Source organism: Deinococcus ficus (assembly GCF_003444775.1).
Lineage (GTDB): Bacteria > Deinococcota > Deinococci > Deinococcales > Deinococcaceae > Deinococcus > Deinococcus ficus.
This window is the reverse complement of record NZ_CP021082.1, coordinates 515,751-533,630: the sequence shown is the minus strand read 5'-3', so window position 1 is coordinate 533,630 and position 17,880 is coordinate 515,751. Positions and strand designations below refer to the sequence as shown.

At 69.9% G+C, this 17,880-nt stretch carries 17 protein-coding genes; 13 read left to right on the top strand and 4 right to left on the bottom strand.

Going from position 1 to position 17,880, the window contains the following annotated elements:
- Nucleotides 1-90: 90 nt before the first annotated feature.
- Nucleotides 91-2,916, top strand: a complete 2,826-nt coding sequence (locus tag DFI_RS16065; protein ID WP_051308169.1) for a GAF domain-containing sensor histidine kinase — start codon at nt 91-93, stop codon at nt 2,914-2,916.
- A gap of 4 nt (nt 2,917-2,920) precedes the next feature.
- Here DFI_RS16065 and DFI_RS16060 read toward each other — a convergent pair whose 3' ends face one another.
- From DFI_RS16060 to DFI_RS16045, 4 genes are all read right to left on the bottom strand, one after another.
- Nucleotides 2,921-3,730, bottom strand: a complete 810-nt coding sequence (locus DFI_RS16060; protein WP_022802500.1) for an ion transporter — start codon at nt 3,728-3,730, stop codon at nt 2,921-2,923.
- Between the two features lie 96 nt (nt 3,731-3,826).
- Nucleotides 3,827-4,102 carry a hypothetical protein gene (locus DFI_RS16055; RefSeq protein WP_022802501.1) on the bottom strand — a complete coding sequence of 92 codons (276 nt, stop codon included), beginning with the start codon at nt 4,100-4,102 and terminating at the stop codon, nt 3,827-3,829.
- 78 nt (nt 4,103-4,180) lie between these two features.
- Nucleotides 4,181-4,978, bottom strand: a complete 798-nt coding sequence (locus DFI_RS16050) for a MerR family transcriptional regulator (RefSeq protein WP_027463872.1) — start codon at nt 4,976-4,978, stop codon at nt 4,181-4,183.
- Nucleotides 4,979-5,132: 154 nt separating this feature from the next.
- A complete protein-coding gene (locus tag DFI_RS16045) occupies nt 5,133-6,257 on the bottom strand; it encodes an N-acetylneuraminate epimerase (protein WP_027463873.1) in 1,125 nt (374 codons plus the stop codon).
- A 277-nt stretch (nt 6,258-6,534) separates the two neighbouring features.
- On the opposite strand from DFI_RS16045, the gene DFI_RS16040 reads away from it, so the two are divergent.
- The 12 genes from DFI_RS16040 to DFI_RS15985 all read left to right on the top strand — a co-directional run bounded on the left by DFI_RS16040 (nt 6,535) and on the right by DFI_RS15985 (nt 17,833).
- Nucleotides 6,535-7,254, top strand: a complete 720-nt coding sequence (locus DFI_RS16040) for a FadR/GntR family transcriptional regulator (protein ID WP_027463874.1) — start codon at nt 6,535-6,537, stop codon at nt 7,252-7,254.
- 22 nt (nt 7,255-7,276) lie between these two features.
- Entirely contained in the window at nt 7,277-8,809 is a 1,533-nt protein-coding gene (locus tag DFI_RS16035) for an ABC transporter substrate-binding protein (RefSeq protein WP_027463875.1), read from the top strand.
- A 97-nt stretch (nt 8,810-8,906) separates the two neighbouring features.
- Complete coding sequence (locus tag DFI_RS16030; RefSeq protein WP_027463876.1) at nt 8,907-9,860, top strand: ABC transporter permease; 954 nt, start codon at nt 8,907-8,909, stop codon at nt 9,858-9,860.
- Nucleotides 9,861-9,878: 18 nt separating this feature from the next.
- Nucleotides 9,879-10,754, top strand: a complete 876-nt coding sequence (opp4C, locus tag DFI_RS16025; RefSeq protein ID WP_022802507.1) for an oligopeptide ABC transporter permease — start codon at nt 9,879-9,881, stop codon at nt 10,752-10,754.
- A gap of 35 nt (nt 10,755-10,789) precedes the next feature.
- Complete coding sequence (locus tag DFI_RS16020) at nt 10,790-11,713, top strand: dihydrodipicolinate synthase family protein (RefSeq protein ID WP_027463878.1); 924 nt, start codon at nt 10,790-10,792, stop codon at nt 11,711-11,713.
- Nucleotides 11,710-12,384: an N-acetylmannosamine-6-phosphate 2-epimerase gene (locus DFI_RS16015; protein WP_027463879.1), complete on the top strand. Its 675-nt coding sequence runs from the start codon at nt 11,710-11,712 to the stop codon at nt 12,382-12,384. The genes DFI_RS16020 and DFI_RS16015 overlap by 4 nt, the downstream gene beginning before the upstream one ends.
- Nucleotides 12,371-13,207 (top strand): ROK family protein, encoded by an 837-nt coding sequence (locus DFI_RS16010; protein WP_027463880.1) that lies wholly within the window; start codon nt 12,371-12,373, stop codon nt 13,205-13,207. The genes DFI_RS16015 and DFI_RS16010 overlap by 14 nt, the downstream gene beginning before the upstream one ends.
- Nucleotides 13,208-13,239: 32 nt before the next feature.
- On the top strand, nt 13,240-14,250 hold the full coding sequence (locus tag DFI_RS16005; RefSeq protein ID WP_043779246.1) for an SIS domain-containing protein: 1,011 nt from the start codon (nt 13,240-13,242) through the stop codon (nt 14,248-14,250).
- Nucleotides 14,251-14,552: 302 nt separating this feature from the next.
- On the top strand, nt 14,553-15,347 hold the full coding sequence (locus DFI_RS16000) for an NADPH-dependent F420 reductase (RefSeq protein ID WP_211235365.1): 795 nt from the start codon (nt 14,553-14,555) through the stop codon (nt 15,345-15,347).
- 59 nt (nt 15,348-15,406) lie between these two features.
- On the top strand, nt 15,407-16,270 hold the full coding sequence (locus DFI_RS15995) for a VOC family protein (RefSeq protein WP_051308171.1): 864 nt from the start codon (nt 15,407-15,409) through the stop codon (nt 16,268-16,270).
- Nucleotides 16,267-16,974 (top strand): alpha/beta hydrolase, encoded by a 708-nt coding sequence (locus DFI_RS15990; RefSeq protein ID WP_081425962.1) that lies wholly within the window; start codon nt 16,267-16,269, stop codon nt 16,972-16,974. Before DFI_RS15995 ends, DFI_RS15990 begins: the two co-directional genes overlap by 4 nt.
- 103 nt (nt 16,975-17,077) lie before the next feature.
- On the top strand, nt 17,078-17,833 hold the full coding sequence (locus DFI_RS15985; protein ID WP_043779186.1) for an SDR family NAD(P)-dependent oxidoreductase: 756 nt from the start codon (nt 17,078-17,080) through the stop codon (nt 17,831-17,833).
- Nucleotides 17,834-17,880: the final 47 nt, after the last annotated feature.

Here is a 17,880-nt window from a genome sequence, read left to right as displayed (position 1 = left end):
TTCGTGAGGCGAGCCGGCCGGCGCGGGGCGGAACACTTGATGATCAACACCGGAAGACGCCCTGTGCCTGAGGGCGTCTATGCTGCTCGAATGTCCGGTTTTCCCACTCTGCCCGACGTCTGGCTGAAGCGCCTCACCGAGGCATTCGAGACGGCGGGCGCCCCCCACTCGTCGGAAAGCCTGCTGGACGCGGCCCTCGGGCAGGCCCTGGACCTGCTGCCCGGCGCCAGCGGGGAGGTGTGGTTTGCCGGCCCGGACGACGGCCTTCCTGACCTGCAGGTGTCCAGCGGGGCCTGGCGGCGCGCGCGGGAGGAGCGCCGCGGCGCGGTGCACAGGACCCTGCAGCGACACGCGCCTCGCAGCGTCCACCCCGAGCCGGGTCTGTTCGATGAAGGACTGCTGCTCTTTCCGTTCAGGGGAACGGGGGAGGTGCATGCCGCGCTGGTGGTGGAAGTGCCTGGCGCGCACGCCGTCACCAGGGAACAGCGGCTCGCACTGCAGACCTTGACGGACCACCTCGCCGCTCACCTCAGCCGGCGGTCCCATGGAAATGAAAGCAGCCGCCTGCGGCACCTGGCGCAGGCGGCCGTGCGCATCAATGAGATTCAGGGGCTGCAGGCGACGCTGGACGTGATTACGGAGGAGGCCCGGGCCCTCATCGGCGCGCACCAGGCAGTCACCAGCCTGACGGTCAGCGCCGACTGGGCGCAGGCGGTCACGGCGGTGTCCATGAGTGACAAGTACGCGCCCTGGCAGTCATATGCCGTCCCGCCGGACGGCAGCGGCATCTACGCCCTGGTCTGCCAGGGAAACACGCCGCTGCGCCTGAGTCAGGCGGAGCTTGAGGCCCATCCCCGCTGGCGGGCTTTCGGGCCGCACGCACAGGCCCATCCGCCGATGCGCGGCTGGCTGGCCGTGCCGCTGGTGGGCCGGGACGGGCAGAACATCGGGCTGATTCAGCTCTCGGACCGGTTCACGGGAGACTTCACCGCGGAGGACCAGGACGTGCTCGTGCAGCTGGCGCTGGTGGCCGCCGCCCGGGTGGAGAACGCGCGCCTGTACGACGTGGCCCAGGAGGAGCTGCGGCGCCGCGAGCAGGTGGAGCGGGACCTCCGGGCGCTGAACGACGGCCTGGAACGGCGCGTGAACGACCGCACGCAGCAGCTGGAGGTCGCGGCCCGGCAGCTCCAGGATCAGGTCAACGCCCTGGACGGCTTCGTCGCCTTTCACGAGGCGGTCGGCACCCAGACCGACGTGCTGGCCCTCGTCCAGCAGGCGGCCGGGGTGATCCGGGCGAGCCTCGCGCACGTCAGCGTCGCGTACTACGAACGTGAGAGCGGGCTGTGGAAGGCCCGGGTGTGGTCCGAGGACATCCTCCCCCACGTGGTGGCCCAGATTCAGGCGGGGGTGCCCGAAGACGCCCCCGATTTCGCCCGGGCGGTGCAGTCGGGGGCGCCCGTGTTCATCGACGGCTGGGAGGCGGACGCCAACTCCCTGTCCAGCACGGCCTCGTACGGCGCAGTCGCCCTCACGCCTGTCAGCACACCTGGAGGGCTGCGCGGCATGCTCGCGGTCGGCACGCAGGACGCCCGGGTGTGGACGGACCGGGAGCAGGCCATCGTGCGGTCCGTGGGCCGGAGCCTGGAACTCGCCCTGGAACGCGCCGAGGTCACCTCCCGCCTTCAGGCGCAGAACGCCGTTCTGGAGGGCTTCGCGCACCTCACTCGCGACCTCGCGACGCAGCGTGACCCGCTGGTGATCGTGCGGCGGGCCCAGGAGGTCATGCTGTCCCTGCTGCCCGCCGGGTACGCCCTGTACTACACGCCCGACGCCGGCCGCTGGCGCAACCGGGTGCAGGTGGGCGACGTGGGCCACCGCGATCTGCAGGCGTTCATCGACGCTGGCCCGCTGATCGGCCTGACGCCCACCGTGGACGTCCCCTGGCAGAGCCGCGCCCCGTACTACCAGGACCAGTACGCCCGCGGCAGCGACACGCCGCCTGAACTCGTGACCCACGTCAGCACGGCCGCGTCCCTGCCGGTTGTGGTGCGGGACGAGGTGGTCGGCGTGCTGGTGATGGTGCTGTTCCAGGGCCGGCCCTGGACGTCCACAGACCGGGTCGTCCTGGAAACGGTCGTGGGCAGCCTCGGGCTCGCGCTGGAACGCGCGGAGAGCGTGGCGCTTCTCGCGCAGCGCACCGAGCAGCTCGAGAGCAGCAACGCCGAACTGGCCCGCAGCAACGCCGAACTTGAGCAGTTCGCGTACGTGGCCTCCCACGATCTGCAGGCGCCGATCCGGGCCGTCACGAGTTTCGCCAGCATGATCAGCCGCCGGAATGGTGAGCAGCTCGACGAGCGCGGACAGCTGTACCTGCGTCACATCATCGACAGCGGCGAGCACATGAAAAACCTCGTGGACGACCTGCTGGCCTTTTCCCGCCTGCACACCCAGCAGCTGGCCGTCCAGCCCGTGGACAGCCGCCGGGTGTTCGACACGGTGCTGCACCGGCTCAGCGCGGTTCCCGGAAACGAGCAGGCGCAGATCACGCGCTCCGACCTGCCGCTGGTGCTGGCCGACCGCCAGCAGCTTGACCAGCTGCTACAGAACCTGATTGGCAACAGCCTCAAGTACCGCCGGGCGGACGTGCTGCCCCGCGTGCACGTGTCCGCCGAGGCAGACGGCAGGATGTGGCGCTTCGCGGTGAAGGACAACGGGATCGGCATCGACCCCAGGTACTTCGACAAGATTTTCGTGATCTTCCAGCGCCTGCATGGCCGGGACGTGTACGAAGGCACCGGGATCGGCCTGGCGGTCTGCAAGAAGATCCTGGAACGCCACGGCGGACGGCTCTGGGTGGAGTCCACGCCGGGGGAGGGAAGCACCTTCTATTTCACGCTTCCGCAGGCGCCGGCCTGAGGGCTCAGTCCTCCTGTGGGTCGGGCACCGCCGCGCTGAGCCGGGCCAGTTCCTGGCGCAGGGCGGTCACCTCCGCCAGGAGGGCCGCGTTGTTGACCTCCTCAGCCTCGGGCAGCCGGCTCTGATCGGCGCCGACGAACACACTGGCGAGGGCGGCCGTGATGTACCCGAAGACGGTGAACCCGTACAGACCCAGCAGCGCCGTCAGGGTGCGGCCTTCGGCGGACTGCGGCCAGTGTTCCGGTCCCAGGCTCATCAGCAGCATGCCCGTCCAGTACACCCACGCGCCGTAACTGCCCGGGGCGCTCCCCCCGGTGCCCTCGAAGTACGCCAGCCCGGCGGAGCCCGCGAGGGTCACCAGCAGGGTCGCGAGCATCACGAACCCGAACTGACGGCGCCGGAGCGTGCGCTGCAGGGTCTTCAGGCCGCGGTTGAGCCGCGTGAGGATCTGGAACAGGCGCGTGCCGCGGGCGAGCCGCGCGGTGCGCAGCAGCCGCAGGCCCCGGAACACCCGCAGGAACCGCACCGCCGGGACGAGCAGGCTCAGGGCCGACAGCCAGTTGCGCCTCAGGAACGTGACCTTGTGGGGCGCGAGCGTGAACGACAGCAGGAAATCGACGATGAACAGGCCCCAGATCACGTTGCTGATCAGGTTCACCCAGGCGGGGACCGGACCGAGCAGTTCCCACACCAGCAGACCCAGCCACACGAACCCCAGGACGTTCAGCGGGCCGGAGAGCAGGTCGTCGAGGGTCTGCAGGAGGTCCGCACGGGCGGCGTGCAGGTCCGTCGGCTCAGGGGCAGGGTTCGTCACGGGCGTGCCCTCACGCTACTTCATCCCGCTGACCCGGCAGCGGCGCCCTGGGCACGGGTCAAAGGGTGGCCTGTGAACACCCGGGCGGGCGCACGGTTACGGCGAGTGCGGGGCTTCGGCCTGCGCCTGGTACGCCTCGATGCGCTCCCGGTCATCGCTGCCCACGATCACCCACACCCGGCTGCCCCCCAGCATCGACGACACGCACGTGGAAAAGCCCTCGTCCCACACGGCCCGGGCGAACTCTGCCGCGTCGGCCTCGCTGGCCGGGGAGTGGAAATACGCCCCCGCCAGGTCCGTCAGATGCCCGGCGTCCTGCGCCTCGACATGCTGCAGGGCCCCGCCGTTCACCTGGATGTAGATGGTCCGCATCGTCCCAGCGTAGATCCCAGGCAGTGAAACGGATGAGCCCGCTCCAGTCGAAGTGACCCCTTTTCTCCATGAACCGGCTCAGGCCAGCGGCTCCGGGTCCGGCTGCAGGAAGAAAGCGATGTCGGTTTCGTAGGCGTTCGGGTCGGGGGTGTGCGGCACGCTCTTCACGTAGATTTCCGCGGTGACGCCGGTGATGGGCAGGCCCCGGCGCAGGGCTTCCTCGACGACCAGGGTGTAGGCCGCGCCGGTCCTGTCGTACGGGCCCACGAACCGCCCGATGAAGGCCGGGCCGCCCTCGAAGGTGCGCACCTCGATCCGGCCGTGCGGCTCGGCGTGGCCGGCGACCGGCACGCAGACGTCCACCACCTGCTGTTCACTGTGGTGCACGAAGAAGCTGGGCGCGTGGGGCGCGTACCCCCGGGTGCGGCAGTAGGCCATCAGTTCCTGCAGGGCCTCGGGAATGACCTCGTAGTGGGGCGGCTGGAGCGAGGTGTGGATGCAGAGGGTCTGCTGGGCGGGCAGGTGTTCAAGGCGGTAGTTCATGGGGGCCTCCTGAAGGGCGAGGTGAAGGGCGAGGAGGGCGCGTTCGCGCTGCTCGATCTCCTGGCGAAGGCGGTGTTCGTGCTCCCGCAGGACGTCACCGGCCTGGTCCGGCGTGTCCAGCAGACGGCGGACGGCGTCCAGGGACAGCCCCAGTTCCCGCCACCGCCGGATGCGGATGCCCAGGCTGACCTGAGTGACGCTGTAGTACCGGTAGGCGCTGTCCTCGTCCACCCACTGCGGGCGGAGCAGGCCGATCTCGTCGTAGTACCGCAGCGTCTTGGCCGGCAGGCCCGTGAGCAGGGCGAAGCGGGAGATGATCAGGCGTCCGTGCATGCCCCTGCACGCTAAGCGTTCCCGCAGCAGGAAGGTCAAGCCCGGGGAGGTGATGGCGCCTCGTTTCTCCCCAGTCCCCCGTGCCTGGAGTACGGCGAACAGGACCGCCGGAGTGCGGCGGTCCTGGGGAGGGAGGTCCGGACGGGTTCAGGAGTCAGTCGGTGGTCTGAAGCTGTCCGTCCTGAAGGCGCAGGGACAGGACCTTCGCACTGGCCGCGCCGCCCGTGGTCTCTCCACCGATCAGGAGGAGTTCGTCGCCGTACTGGACGCTCACGCCGTGGCCCTGCGCCTGGGGCAGTTGCCCGGCGACGGTCCAGCGGCCGCCGCGCAGGGCGTACACGGTGCTGTGCCAGGTTTTCGTGAGGCCCTCGTGCGCGTACAGGGTGCCGCGGGCGAACTGCGCGGTGCTGCCGGGGAAGTTCGTGCCGCCGGCGAGCAGCAGGGCGCCGCCGCTGTGCCCGGTGTACGCGCCGGCGAGTCCCTCCTGCACCTGTCCGGCGGTGGCGGGGGGCAGGTCCGGGAGGTCACGCCAGGTCACGTCGGCCGGGGTGACCTGGGCCTGGTGGGCGGCGGCGGTGCGCAGGCCCGGTTTCTGCTCGCCGTTCATGACGGTGAGGGTGGTGCCGGTCAGGTGCATGGCAGCGCCGGCCCGGCCGCTGAACGGCACCACGCCCAGGGACTGCCAGGTGTTGGTCGCAGGGTGGTAGGCCTGGAGGTCCCTGGAAAAGAAGTAGTCCTGCGGGCGCTGGGTGAAGTAGGCGAGCGACACGGCGTCGCTGCGGGTCTTGTCGCTGCCGGCGGCGGCGAGGTCCTTGAAGTAGCCGTCGAAGATGTTGCGGTTCACGCCCCCGAAGAGCAGGATGCGGTCGCCCTGGGTGACGGCGGCCCCGCCGGACACCTCGCGGGGCGCCCGGGTGGCCAGCAGGGTCCAGATGTTCGTGACCGGGTCGTAGACGTGCACCTGGTTGAACAGCGCGGTGGTCGCGTCGGGCGTGGACTTGCCGAGGCCGCCGAAGACGTAGAGCTTGCCGTTGACGGCGGCGGCGGCGGCCTGATCCCGGGCGGCGTCCGGGAAGGGGGCCACCTCGGTCCAGGCGCGCTCGGGACGGGAGAGGTCCATCGCGTAGAACTTCTGGCCGGCGGTGCCGAGTCCGGCGTAGATGGTGGTGCCGATCAGGCCGCCCACGCCGTTCTTGAGGGGAACGGGCAGGTCAGGGTAGGTGGCGCCCTGAGCGGCGGCGGTGCTGATCAGGGCGAGGGACAGGGCTGCGGTTTTCATGTGGACCTCCTCGGGTCGAACGCAAAACGCCTGGGTGTTCAGATGTTAGATATCTGATAAGTAGTTGTGACAGGGCGCATGGTACTGAGCCGCGCAGGAACTGTCAAACCGGCAGCCGCCCGCCGATTCGTACCGAAGTCATCTGCATAGAACGCAGAGGACATTTCCAGGCACTCTGCGTCCGCACCCCTTGACGGGAGGACACAGGGTGCCTATGCTCAGATCACTTATCAGATATCTGATTTCAAACAGCCACTCTGGCTGTTGAGGGGGATGCATGGCTCCGAAAGTCCCGGCCTACCGCCAGGCCCAGATCGCAATCAAACGCTACATCGAAGAACACCGCCTGCGTCCCGGCGACCTGCTGCCCTCCGAAGGCCAGCTCGCCAGGGACATGGGCATGAGCCGCCTCTCCCTGCGCGAAGGCGTGAAAACACTGGAGGCCGTCGGCATCCTCGAAGCCCGGCAGGGCGAGGGGCTGTACGTCAAGGCGTTCACCTTCGACAGCATCTTCGAGAACCTTCCCTACTCCTTCGCCAGCGACGGCAAATCCCTGCGCGACCTGCTTCAGGTGCGCACCGCCCTGGAAGAGGGCCTGATCGGCATGGTCGTGACCCACACCACCCCCGCCCAGATCGAGCACCTGCACCGCCTCGCCCAGCAGATGATCGACAAGGCCCGGGCCGGCGAAACCTTCGAGGACGAGGACCGCGAGTTCCACCTGGAGCTGTACCGCCCCCTCAACAACCTCTTCCTCAACCGCCTCGTGGAGCTGTTCTGGGAAGTCTTCCGCCGCCTGCACGGCAGCGCCGGCGTCACCCACTGGAACCTTGAGCAGACCGCGCAGGACCACATGGCCATCGTCGAGGCGCTGCGCCTGAAGAAGCCGGCCCGGGTGACGCAGGCCATGCGCACGCACTTCCAGCAGATCAACGAACGCCTCGCCACGCCGTCCACCCCACTCGTGACCGACGTTCAGCCCACCCCCGCACCCTGAGTCCCACGCCCAAGGAGTGACCATGTTCAAACGCACCGCGCTGGCCCTTACCCTCGCCCTGTCCACCCTCGGGACCGCCTCGGCAGACAAGGTCATCACCGGCGCCTTCGACCAGGGCCCCGGCGGCTCCCCGCAGCTGTTCAACCCCCTGACCAACACGGCCGGGTTCACGTGGCTGAACAAGTACTACTCCACCCTGGTGCTGTACGACGTGGGCTTCAAGAAGATCAGCGGCGACCTCGCCAGTTCCTGGGTGGTCGGCGACGGCGGGAAGAAGTACACCTTCGTGCTGCGCACCGGCGTGAAGTGGCATGACGGCAGGCCCTTCACCAGCAAGGACGTGAAGTTCAGCCTGGACCTCGCCAACAACCCCGATTCCGGCAGCGCCTTCGCCGCGAAATTCGGGAACATCAAGAGCATCCAGACGCCGAACGCCCGCACGGTCATCCTGACCCTCAGCAAACCCAATGCCGCGCTGCTGGACGCCCTGACGAGCTTCATGATCCTCCCCGAGCACGCCCTCGCCAAGATCCCCGCCCGGGAGCTGCGCACGTCCAGCTGGTGGCGCACCGACCCCGTCGGCACGGGGCCCTTCATGTGGAGCCGGTACGTGCCCGACCAGTACGTGGAACTCAAGGCCAACCCCGAATACTACAAGGGCAAACCGAAGGTCGACCGGCTCGTCAACCGCTACTTCAAGGAGCAGGCCGCGGCGGTGCTGGCCCTGAAAAGCGGCAACATCGACTTCACGTACCTGACCCTGGACGACACCAAGACGTTCGGCGGCAGCAGCGTGAACATCATCAGCGGGCCCAGCCAGGTCGCCAACTACCTGGGCTTCAACAACGCCAGCGACCAGTTCAAGGACGTCCGCGTCCGGCAGGCCATGCTGCACGCCATCGACCGCAACGCCATCATCAAGCAGCTGTACGGCGGCGGCGCCGAACCGGCCTACTGCCCTGTCACGAACAGCAAGTACGTGCCCAAGAACCTGAACCGCTACGCCTACGACCCCGCCAAGGCGAGGCAGCTGCTGCAGGCCGCCGGCTGGAACACCAGCCAGAACGTCGAGGTGATCACCTACTACAACGACCAGCTCAGCAAGGACGTCCTGGTGACCCTGCAGCAGATGTTCGCGCAGGTGGGGCTCAAGATCACCCCGCGTTTCCTGGACACGCCCTCGTACAACCAGGCGACCAGCGGCACGGGCTTCTCGCTGGTGTACGCCGGCATCGGCAACGGCCCGGACCCCGACACGCTGTATCCCAGCATGCACTCGGACTTCATGCCGCCCAACGGCACCAACCGCATGCGCGTGAAACTCCCCGCCCTGGACCGGCTGTTCGAGCAGGCGCAGGAAACCACCGCCGCCGCCACCCGCACCAAGGCGTACCAGAACATGTGCAGCCTCGTGAACCAGCAGCTGCCGTGGGGCATGCTCTGGACTGCCAAGCGCTTCGGTGGCGCGAGCAAGGACCTGGTGAACTTCGTCTGGACGCCCGCCCCCGGCGGCGGCCGCTACGACGACCAGGCCCACCTCTGGGACATCAAGTAACCCGCCCTGCGCGGCGAACTGGACGGGCCGGGTCCACCCCCGCCGTCAGTCCGCCGCGCCCCGGCCGGCACCCCCGTCCCGAAGGAGGGCGAAGAACATGGGAACCTACGTCATCCGGCGGCTCCTGACCACCATTCCGTTGCTGCTGGTGATCACCGCCATCATCTTCACGATGCTGCAGTTCACGCCCGGCGATCCCCTGGACGCGTACATCCCCCCGGATCAGGTCGTCAGCGCCCAGCAACGGGAGATCATCCGCCAGGACCTCGGCCTTGACCAGCCCAAGCCCGTGCAGTACGTGCGCTGGCTGGGCCGGGCCGTGCAGGGCGACCTGGGCTACCGCATCAAGAACGGCGAGCGCGTCTCCACCGAGATCGCCCGCCGCCTGCCGCCGACGCTGCTGCTGATGGGCCTGGGTATGACGCTCGGCGTGACCCTGGGCGTGTTCTTCGGCGTGCTGGCCGCCGTGAAGCGCTACACCGCGCTGGACAACGGCCTGACCTTCCTGGCGTTCCTGGGCATCTCCACCCCGGCCTTCCTGGCGGGACTGCTGGGCATGTACGTCTTCGCGCTGAAACTCAAGTGGTTTCCCGCCGGCGGGTACCAGACGCCCGGAGACGGCGGCGCCCTGGACATCCTCCGGCACCTGATCCTGCCGGCCTCGATCCTCTCGGTGACGTACGTGGCCGTGCTGATGCGCTACACGCGCTCCAGCGTGCTGGAAGTCGTCTTCCAGGACTACGTGCGGACCGCGAGCGCCAAGGGCGTACCGTACGCCCGGGTGGTCAGCAAGCACGTCCTGCGCAACGCCCTGATTCCGGTAATCACCGTGATCGGAGCGAACGTCGCGAACCTGATCGGCGGCGCGGTGTTCCTGGAGAGCATCTTCTCCTGGCCCGGCACCGGACAGCTGTACCTCGACGCCATCGACGCCCGCGACTACCCCATGATCATGGGCACGACGCTGGTGCTCGCCACGGTGATCCTCCTCGCCAACCTCATCACGGACCTGCTGTACGGCGCGATCGACCCGCGCATCCGCTACAGCTGAGCAAAGGAGCCTGCCCCGATGACCGCCCTGCTCGCCCCGGCCCCCCGCCGCACCCCCACCACCCTGGCCGTCAAACGCTTCTTCCGGCACCGGCTGGCGGTGATCGGCCTGCTGCTGCTCGGCCTGATCCTGCTGTCGGTGATCGTGGGCCCCATGATCGCGCCCTTCAAACCCGACCAGATCGACCTGCTGGCCCGCAACCAGCCGCCCGGCGGGCAGCACTGGCTGGGCACCGACCCCACCGGCCGCGACGTGTTCGCCCGGACCTTCAGCGCCGGACGCGTGTCCCTGATGGTGGGCCTGCTCAGCACCCTGATCTCGGTCGTGGTCGGCACCACCCTCGGCGCCCTGGCCGGGTACTTCGGCGGGTGGGTGGACAACCTGATCATGCGCTTCGTGGACATCGTCATGACCTTCCCCAGCATCATCGTGCTGCTCACCCTGGCGGCGATCATCGGTCCCGGCATCGACAAGACCATCCTGATCATCGGCCTGCTCGGCTGGCCCCTCGCTGCGCGGCTGGTCCGCGCCAAACTGCTGTCCGTGCGCGAACTGGAGTTCATCGCGGCCGCCGGCGCCCTGGGCGCCACCGACCGCCGCATCCTGCTCAGGCACGCCCTGCCGAACGTCATCGACGTGCTGGTCGTGTTCGTCAGCCTGGGCGTGGCCAGCGCCATCCTCACCGAGGCGGGCCTGAGCTTCCTGGGCCTGGGCGTGCAACCCCCGCAGGCCAGCTGGGGCAACCTGCTCAGCACCGCGCGGGAGATCACGATCATGGAAGCCTACCCCTGGCAGTGGATGCCGGCCGGCGCCCTGATCGTCCTGACCGTGCTCGCCACCAACTTCCTCGGCGACGGCCTCCGGGACGCCCTCGACCCCAAGGCCCGCCAGTGACCCGCCCACCCGCCCCTGCCCTCCTGGAGACGCTCATGACCCCCACCCCCCACCTGCACGGCATCATCCCGCCGGTCGTCACGCCCCTCACGCCCGACTACCAGATCGACGAGGCCGCCCTGCGCCGAGTCATCCAGCACCTGCTCGCCGGCGGCGTGCACGGCCTGTTCCTGCTGGGCTCCACCAGCGAGGTGGTGTTCATGGACGCCCCCCAGCGCCGCGAGGTCCTGCGCATCGCGGTGGACGAGGTGGCAGGGCGCGTGCCGCTGCTCGCGGGCGTGATCGACCCCACCACCGACCGCGTGATCGGGCACGCCCGCGACGCGCAGGCGGCCGGCGCGGACGGCCTGGTCGTCACCGCGCCCTTCTACGCCCGCACCAGCCAGGCGGAGATCATCGAGCACTTCCGCGCCATCCGCCACGCGGTGCCGCTGCCAATCATGGCGTACGACATTCCCGTGTGCGTGCACGTCAAGCTCGAGCGCGCCACCCTGAAAGCCCTGCGCGCCGAAGGGCTGATCGAGGGCCTCAAGGACAGCAGCGGAGACGACACGAACTTCCGCCTGCTGGCCGTGGAATGCCAGGACGACCCGGACTTCCGCCTGTTCACGGGGTCCGAACTGATGGTGGACACCGCCCTCCAGGTCGGCGCGCACGGCTGCGTGCCGGGGCTGGGGAACGTGGACCCGGCGGGGTACGTCGCGCTGTACGACGCGGCCCGCGCCGGCGACTGGACGGCAGCGCGGAGCATTCAGGAGCGGCTGATCCGGCTGTTCGCGGTCGCGCTGCAGGGCACGCCGCGCACCAGTGGCGGCGCGTCCGGCGTGGGTGGGTTCAAGACCGCCATGACGCTGCTGGGCTTGATCCCGCACCACCACATGCACCGCCCGAACCTGCCGCTGAACGCCGAGGAGACCGGCCGGGTGGCAGCCATCCTGCGGGAGGGCGCGCTCCTGTGAGCAGCGTCCTCGAGCGCCTGCGGGGCGGGCTGGTGGTGTCCTGCCAGGCGAACCCCGGCAGTCCCCTGCGCGACCCCCACATCATCAGCCGCCTCGCCCTCGCCGCCCAGCAGGGCGGCGCCGCAGGCCTGCGCATTCAGGGCTTCGCGGACGTGCAGGCCGTCCGGGCCGTCACCGACCTCCCCCTCATCGGCCTGACGAAAACCGACCGGGACGACACGCCCGTGTACATCACCCCCACCGCCGCCGAGGCCGCGCAGCTCGCCGAACTCGGCAGTGAGATCGTCGCCTTCGACGCGACGCTGCAGCCCCGTCCCGAGAGCGTCCAGGCGATCGTGCAGGCCATTCACGCGGCCGGGGCGCTCGCCATGGCCGACATCAGCACCCTGGACGAAGCCCGCGCCGCCTACGACGCCGGCGCGGACATCGTGGGCACCACCCTGGCCGGGTACACCCCGCACAGCCGCGCCCTGAGCACCGCCGACTGGCCCCTGATGGACGAACTGCGAGAGGCGGGGCTGCCATTCATCGCCGAGGGCCGCCTGAACAGCCCGCAGGACGCCGCCGAGGCGGTAAGGCGCGGCGCGCACTCGGTCGTGGTGGGCAGTGCGATCACCCGCCCGGACGTCATCACCACCTGGTTCGCCGGAGCGGTCCGTGACGCCCACTGAGTTCGCCTGCCTCGCCGTGGATATCGGCGGTACCACCACGCGCGCCGCGCTGGTGGAGGGCGGAAGACTCACCCGGCGTCTGGAAGCGCCCACGCCGGCCTCCGCGGGCCCGGGGCGGGTGCTCGGGCAGGTGCTGGCCCTGCTCGGCGGCCTGGACGCGCCGGCGCAGGTGCCGCTGGCGGTGGCCTGCACCGGGCGGGTCCATCAGGGCCACGTGACGGCCGTGAACCAGGGCACCATGCCCGGCTGGACGGCCGTACCCGTACAGGCGACGCTGGAGCGGGACACGGGCCGGTCAGTCACGGTCATCAACGACGCCAAGGCCGCCACGGTCGCCGAGTGGCACGCTGCGGGCACCCCGGGGAACTTCATGTTCGTGACCGTCTCCACGGGAATCGGCAGCGGCCTGGTGGTGCAGGGCCGGCTGCTGAACGCCGCGGACGGGCAGGACGTCGGCCTGGGCTTCACCCGGGGCCAGGGCGGCCAGCCCCTGGAGGCCACCGTGTCCGGCCGGGGCCTGGAAGCGGTCGCTGCCGAGGCCGGCGGAGTGCGCGCCCTCTTCGACGCCGCGGAGCGCGGCGACGCGGCCGCGCAGGCGCTGCTCAGCGGGCCGCTTCACCTGCTGGCCGACCGGGTGCACGACGCGCACTGCCTGCTCGGCCTGGACGCCGTCACCCTGGGCGGCAGCGTCGGCCTGAGGAACTGGACACACGCGGTGCTGCAGGACGCACTGCCAGCCCTCCCCCTGCACCGCGCCGCGCACGGCCCCGACGCCGGCCTGCTGGGCGCGGCGCTGTACGCTGCCCAGGAGCAGACGACGTGACGAGGCCAGAACCGGTGACCGGCGAGCCGTTGATGCTGGTGGAGGCGCGGGAAGCGCCTGAGGTGGTCAGGCGGCAACTGGCCGCGAACCGGGACGCCGTGCAGGCGCTGGTGACCGCCCTGCGGTCCCGCCCGCCCGCCTACGCCGTGACGATCGCGCGGGGCAGCAGCGACCACGCCTGCACCGTCCTGAAGTACGCCCTCGAAACCCAACTGGCCCTGCCGGTCGCGTCGCTGGGGCCCAGCGTGCACACCCTGTACGGCACCCGCCTGGACCTGCACGGCGCCCTGGTGATCGCCGTGTCCCAGAGCGGCGCCAGCCCCGACGTCGTGGAGTCCGTCCGCATGGCCCGCACTCAGGGCGCCCTGACGGTCGCCCTGGTCAACGTCGAGGACAGTGACCTCGCCCGCACCGCCGAGTTCGTGCTGCCGCTGCACTGCGGGGAGGAAAAGGCCGTGGCGGCCACGAAGAGTTACCTCGCGAGCCTCACCGCCTTCCTCCCGGTTTTGGCCGAACTCCATGACGATCAAACACTCAGGGACGCCTTGCAGGGCCTGCCGGAGCACCTCACACAGACCCTGGCGCTGGAGGACCAGGCCCGGGGGCTGGCGGAGCGGTACCGGTTCGCGCAGGACCTGCTCATCCTGGCCCGCGGGTTGCCGTACGGGGTGGCACAGGAAGCGGCGTTGAAACTCAAGGAGACGAGCGGGATTCACGCGGAGGCGTACAGTGCCGCGGAGTTCAGTCACGGACCGAAACGGCTGCTGGCGGAGGGGGTGCCGGTGCTGGGGGTGACGAGTGTGGACGCGGCACAGGGCGCCGTGAGCGCGGCGTACGCGGAACTGCGGGCGGGAGGGGCGGATGTACGGACGCTGGGGCCGGACCCGCTGAGCACGCTCATCACGCCGGGGACGGGGCATGGGGTGACGGACGTGGTGCCGACGGCGCTGGGGTTCTACCTGTTCGCGGCGCACCTGGCGCTGCACCGGGGCCTCGACCCGGACCGGCCCCCGCTGCTGAGCAAGGTCACCAAAACCCGCTAGGCATGGCCGACCCCAGGAATGAACTCTGGGCGCCGATCCGCACAGGTTCCGCTGAAACCGGGACCTGTGCGGATCGGCGCAGGAGCATGGATCCAAATTCCGCACTCTTGACATTGATCGTTATAACGACTATCGTGATGACATAGATAGTGAAGCCGGAGAGGTGACATCTACCTCCCCAAGCTCGGCGGCGCAGCCCTCCCCCTTCTCTGCCTCTTCATCCTCAATTACTCGTTATCACGAATAACGTGATCACAATCTGGAAGCGCCGCACCCCGCCCCTCGCCCCTCAAGGAGCCTCCATGTCCGCACTCACCCTCGCCCTGCTCGCCGCTGCCGCCGGCACCGCCGCCTGGGCCCTGACCCGCAAGCGCGCCGCCCCCCTCGCGCTCGCCTCCCCCACCGACCAGGCCAGCCTGACCACCGCCCCCACCTCATTCCAGAAGGAGACCATCATGACCACGACCATCACCATCATCGGCGCCGGCAACATGGGCAAAGGCATCGCGTACGTCGCCGCCCGCGGCGGGAACAGCGTCAGCATCGTCGACCGCAACGCCGACGACGCCCGCACCCTCGCGGCCGAAGTGCAGGCCGCCAACCCCGGCGCCGCGGTGCAGGCCGCCACCCTGGACGGCCCCCTCGGGGACGTCGTGGTGTTCGCCACCTGGTACACCGCCGCCCAGGACCTTGCCCGGGAACTCGGTGAGCGCCTGAACGGCCGGGTCGTCGTGGACATCAGCAACCCCCTGACCGCCGACTTCACGGCGCTGGCGGTCGCCGGCGACACCAGCGCCGCCGAGGACCTGGCCAGGCTGATTCCGAACGCCCGCGTCGTGAAGGCCTTCAACACCACCTTCGCCGGCACCCTGGTGGCCGGGCAGGTCGCCGGGCAGCCCCTGGACGTCCTGATTGCCGGGAATGACGCGAACGCCAAGGCCACCGTGGCGGACCTCGTGACGGCCGGCGGGCTGCGCGGCATCGACGCGGGGCCTCTGCAGCGCGCCCGTCAGCTCGAAGGCCTCGGGTTCCTCGGCATTCAGCTGCAGTTCACGCAGAACACGAACTTCGGCAGCGCCTGGAAGTTCCTGGCCTGAGCCTCACCCCCGTGCAGGACCCCTCGTTCTGCACGGCCCTCTCCCCTTCGAGGTCCACGATGAATCACTCCCCCCTGCCCCCGCCGGTCATCACGTCACTCACCCTCGGCCCGGTCGAACTCACCGTCTCGGCCCTGGACCGCAGCGTCGCCTTCTACCAGCAGGTGCTGGGCTTGACGCTGCTGTCCCGGGACGGCACAGAAGCCACCCTGGGCCTGCCGGAGCGGCCGCTGGTCGCGCTGCAGGAGCGCCCCGGCGCCCAGCAGGTGCAGCCCCGTTCGCCGGGCCTGTACCACCTGGCCCTGCTGTTGCCCACGCGCGCGGACCTGTCGCGCTGGGTGCAGCACGCCGCGCGGCTGGGCCTGCGGCTGGGGCAGGCGGACCACCTGGTCAGCGAGGCCTTCTACCTGAGCGACCCGGACGGGCACGGCATCGAGGTCTACCGCGACCGGCCCAGCAGCGAGTGGCGCTGGCAGGGCGGCGAAGTGGAGATGGCAGGTGATCCGATCGACCTGGACAGCCTCCTCACTGAGCCCGGCGCGGACGTTCCCTTCACCTCGCTGCCGGACGGCACGACCCTCGGGCACGTGCACCTGCGCGTGGCGGACCTTGCAGCCACGGAGGCGTTCTACGCGGGCGTGCTGGGCTTCGACGTCGTCTCCCGCTGGCCCGGGGCGCTGTTCGTCTCGGTGGACGGCTACCACCACCACCTGGGCCTGAACACCTGGCAGAGCCAGGGCGGCGCTCTGGCGCCGGAGGGCACCAGCCGGCTGACGCGCGTGACGCTGACCGTGAAGGATATCCGTGCCCTGCACTCGCGCCTCACGGCGGCCGGTGCGCGGTTCATCCGCGAGGGAGACCGCCTGGAGGTCACCGACCCGGCCGGGAACCGCCTGCGCATTCAGGCGGGCGGGGCGGCGTGAGTCCGCTGAGCGCCGTGGTGCGCCCGCCCCGCAGCGGTCCCCTGGCCGGGGCGCCGGTGCTGGTGCTGCTGCACGGCGTGGGCGGCAACGAACGCAACCTGCTGGCCGTCGCGGACGCCCTGGACCCGCGGTTCGCGGTGGTGAGTGTGCGCGGGCCGCTGCAGATTGCCCCGGACGGCTTCGCGTTCTTCCAGGTGCAGTTCGTGCCGGAGCCCGTTCCGAATGCCGCACAGGCGGAGGCGAGCCGCGCGGCCCTGATTGACTTCCTGCCGCAGGTGACGCGCGAGCACGGCCTGGATGCGTCCCGGGTGTTCCTGCTGGGCTTTTCGCAGGGCGCGATCATCGGCGCGAGCGTGACGCTGTCCCGCCCGGACCTGGTCGCGGGTCTGGTGATGCTGTCCGGCCGGATCCTGCCGGAGGCCAGATCGACGTTTGCGGCGCCGGAGCAGCTCGCGCAGGCGCCGGTGTTCGTGGCGCACGGCGTGCATGACGCGAAGCTCGGTATTCATCACGGCCGGGCGAGCGAGGCGCTGCTGGGGGAGCTGGGCGCGGCGTTCACGTACCGCGAGTACGACATGGGCCACGAGATCACCGCGGTGGAACTGGCCGACGTGAACGCCTGGCTGGGCGCGCGCCTGGAGGCCTTGGCCGGTCACGGGCGGCCCACGCATGAGGGCGCCGTGGGAAGTCTGCCAACGAACTGACGTGGCGGCCGAGTCCGCTTAACTGTAAAATATACACCGATTTAAGAAGTAAATCATAGAGCACCACCGGCATCCATCCCACTCACCGAGAAGGAGGCACCACATGAATCTGGAACTGAACGGCAAGACCGCCCTCGTCACCGGCGCCGGCTCCGGCATCGGGCAGGCCACCGCCCTCGCCTTCGCCCGTGAAGGCGCCCAGGTCGTCCTCACCGACCTCAAACCGGACGGCCTCGACCACACCGCGCAGCTCATCCGGGACGCGAACGCCGACGTCCGCACCCTCACCGTCATCGCCGATGCCGGACAGGCCCACGACCACAAGCAGGCCGTGCAGCAGGCCCTGACCACCTTCGGCCGACTCGACGCCGCCGTGAACAACGCCGGCATGGGCGGCGAGAACGTCCCCGTCGCCGACGTCGACCCCGCCAACTGGCAGCGGGTCATCGAGGTGAACCTCAGCGGCGTGTTCTACGGCATGCAGGCCCAGATTCCCGCCCTGCTCCAGAGCGGTGGCGGCAGCATCGTGAACGTCGCCTCGATCCTCGGGCAGGCCGGCTGGGCGAACGGCGCCGCGTACGTCGCCAGCAAGCACGGCGTCGTGGGCCTGACCCGCACCGCCGCGCTCGACTACGCCACCCAGGGCCTGCGCGTGAACGCCGTCGGCCCCGGTTTCATCGAAACGCCCATCCTCGGCCAGGACCGCCAGGCCCTGGACCACCTCGCGTCGCTGCACCCCATCGGCCGCCTCGGCAAACCCGAGGAGATCGCCAGCCTGATCGTGTTCCTGAGCAGCCCCAAGGCCAGCCTGATCACCGGCGCCTACTACAACGCCGACGGCGGCTACCTCGCCAGATAAGCCCAGCCTGGGCAAAGCCGCCCCCGCCCTCGTTCCCCTACTCCCGG

Bases quoted from the DNA above. Each gene is read 5' to 3' on its own strand.
- opp4C (WP_022802507.1), top strand. From the start codon at position 9,879: ATGACCGCCCTGCTCGCCCCGGCCCCCCGCCGCACCCCCACCACCCTG.
- DFI_RS16055 (WP_022802501.1), bottom strand. From the start codon at position 4,102: ATGCGGACCATCTACATCCAGGTGAACGGCGGGGCCCTGCAGCATGTC.
- DFI_RS15995 (WP_051308171.1), top strand. From the start codon at position 15,407: ATGAATCACTCCCCCCTGCCCCCGCCGGTCATCACGTCACTCACCCTC.
- DFI_RS16045 (WP_027463873.1), bottom strand. From the start codon at position 6,257: ATGAAAACCGCAGCCCTGTCCCTCGCCCTGATCAGCACCGCCGCCGCT.
- DFI_RS16000 (WP_211235365.1), top strand. From the start codon at position 14,553: ATGTCCGCACTCACCCTCGCCCTGCTCGCCGCTGCCGCCGGCACCGCC.
- DFI_RS16020 (WP_027463878.1), top strand. From the start codon at position 10,790: ATGACCCCCACCCCCCACCTGCACGGCATCATCCCGCCGGTCGTCACG.
- DFI_RS16065 (WP_051308169.1), top strand. From the start codon at position 91: ATGTCCGGTTTTCCCACTCTGCCCGACGTCTGGCTGAAGCGCCTCACC.
- DFI_RS16050 (WP_027463872.1), bottom strand. From the start codon at position 4,978: ATGCACGGACGCCTGATCATCTCCCGCTTCGCCCTGCTCACGGGCCTG.
- DFI_RS16040 (WP_027463874.1), top strand. From the start codon at position 6,535: ATGGCTCCGAAAGTCCCGGCCTACCGCCAGGCCCAGATCGCAATCAAA.
- DFI_RS15985 (WP_043779186.1), top strand. From the start codon at position 17,078: ATGAATCTGGAACTGAACGGCAAGACCGCCCTCGTCACCGGCGCCGGC.
- DFI_RS16030 (WP_027463876.1), top strand. From the start codon at position 8,907: ATGGGAACCTACGTCATCCGGCGGCTCCTGACCACCATTCCGTTGCTG.
- DFI_RS16005 (WP_043779246.1), top strand. From the start codon at position 13,240: ATGCTGGTGGAGGCGCGGGAAGCGCCTGAGGTGGTCAGGCGGCAACTG.
- DFI_RS16035 (WP_027463875.1), top strand. From the start codon at position 7,277: ATGTTCAAACGCACCGCGCTGGCCCTTACCCTCGCCCTGTCCACCCTC.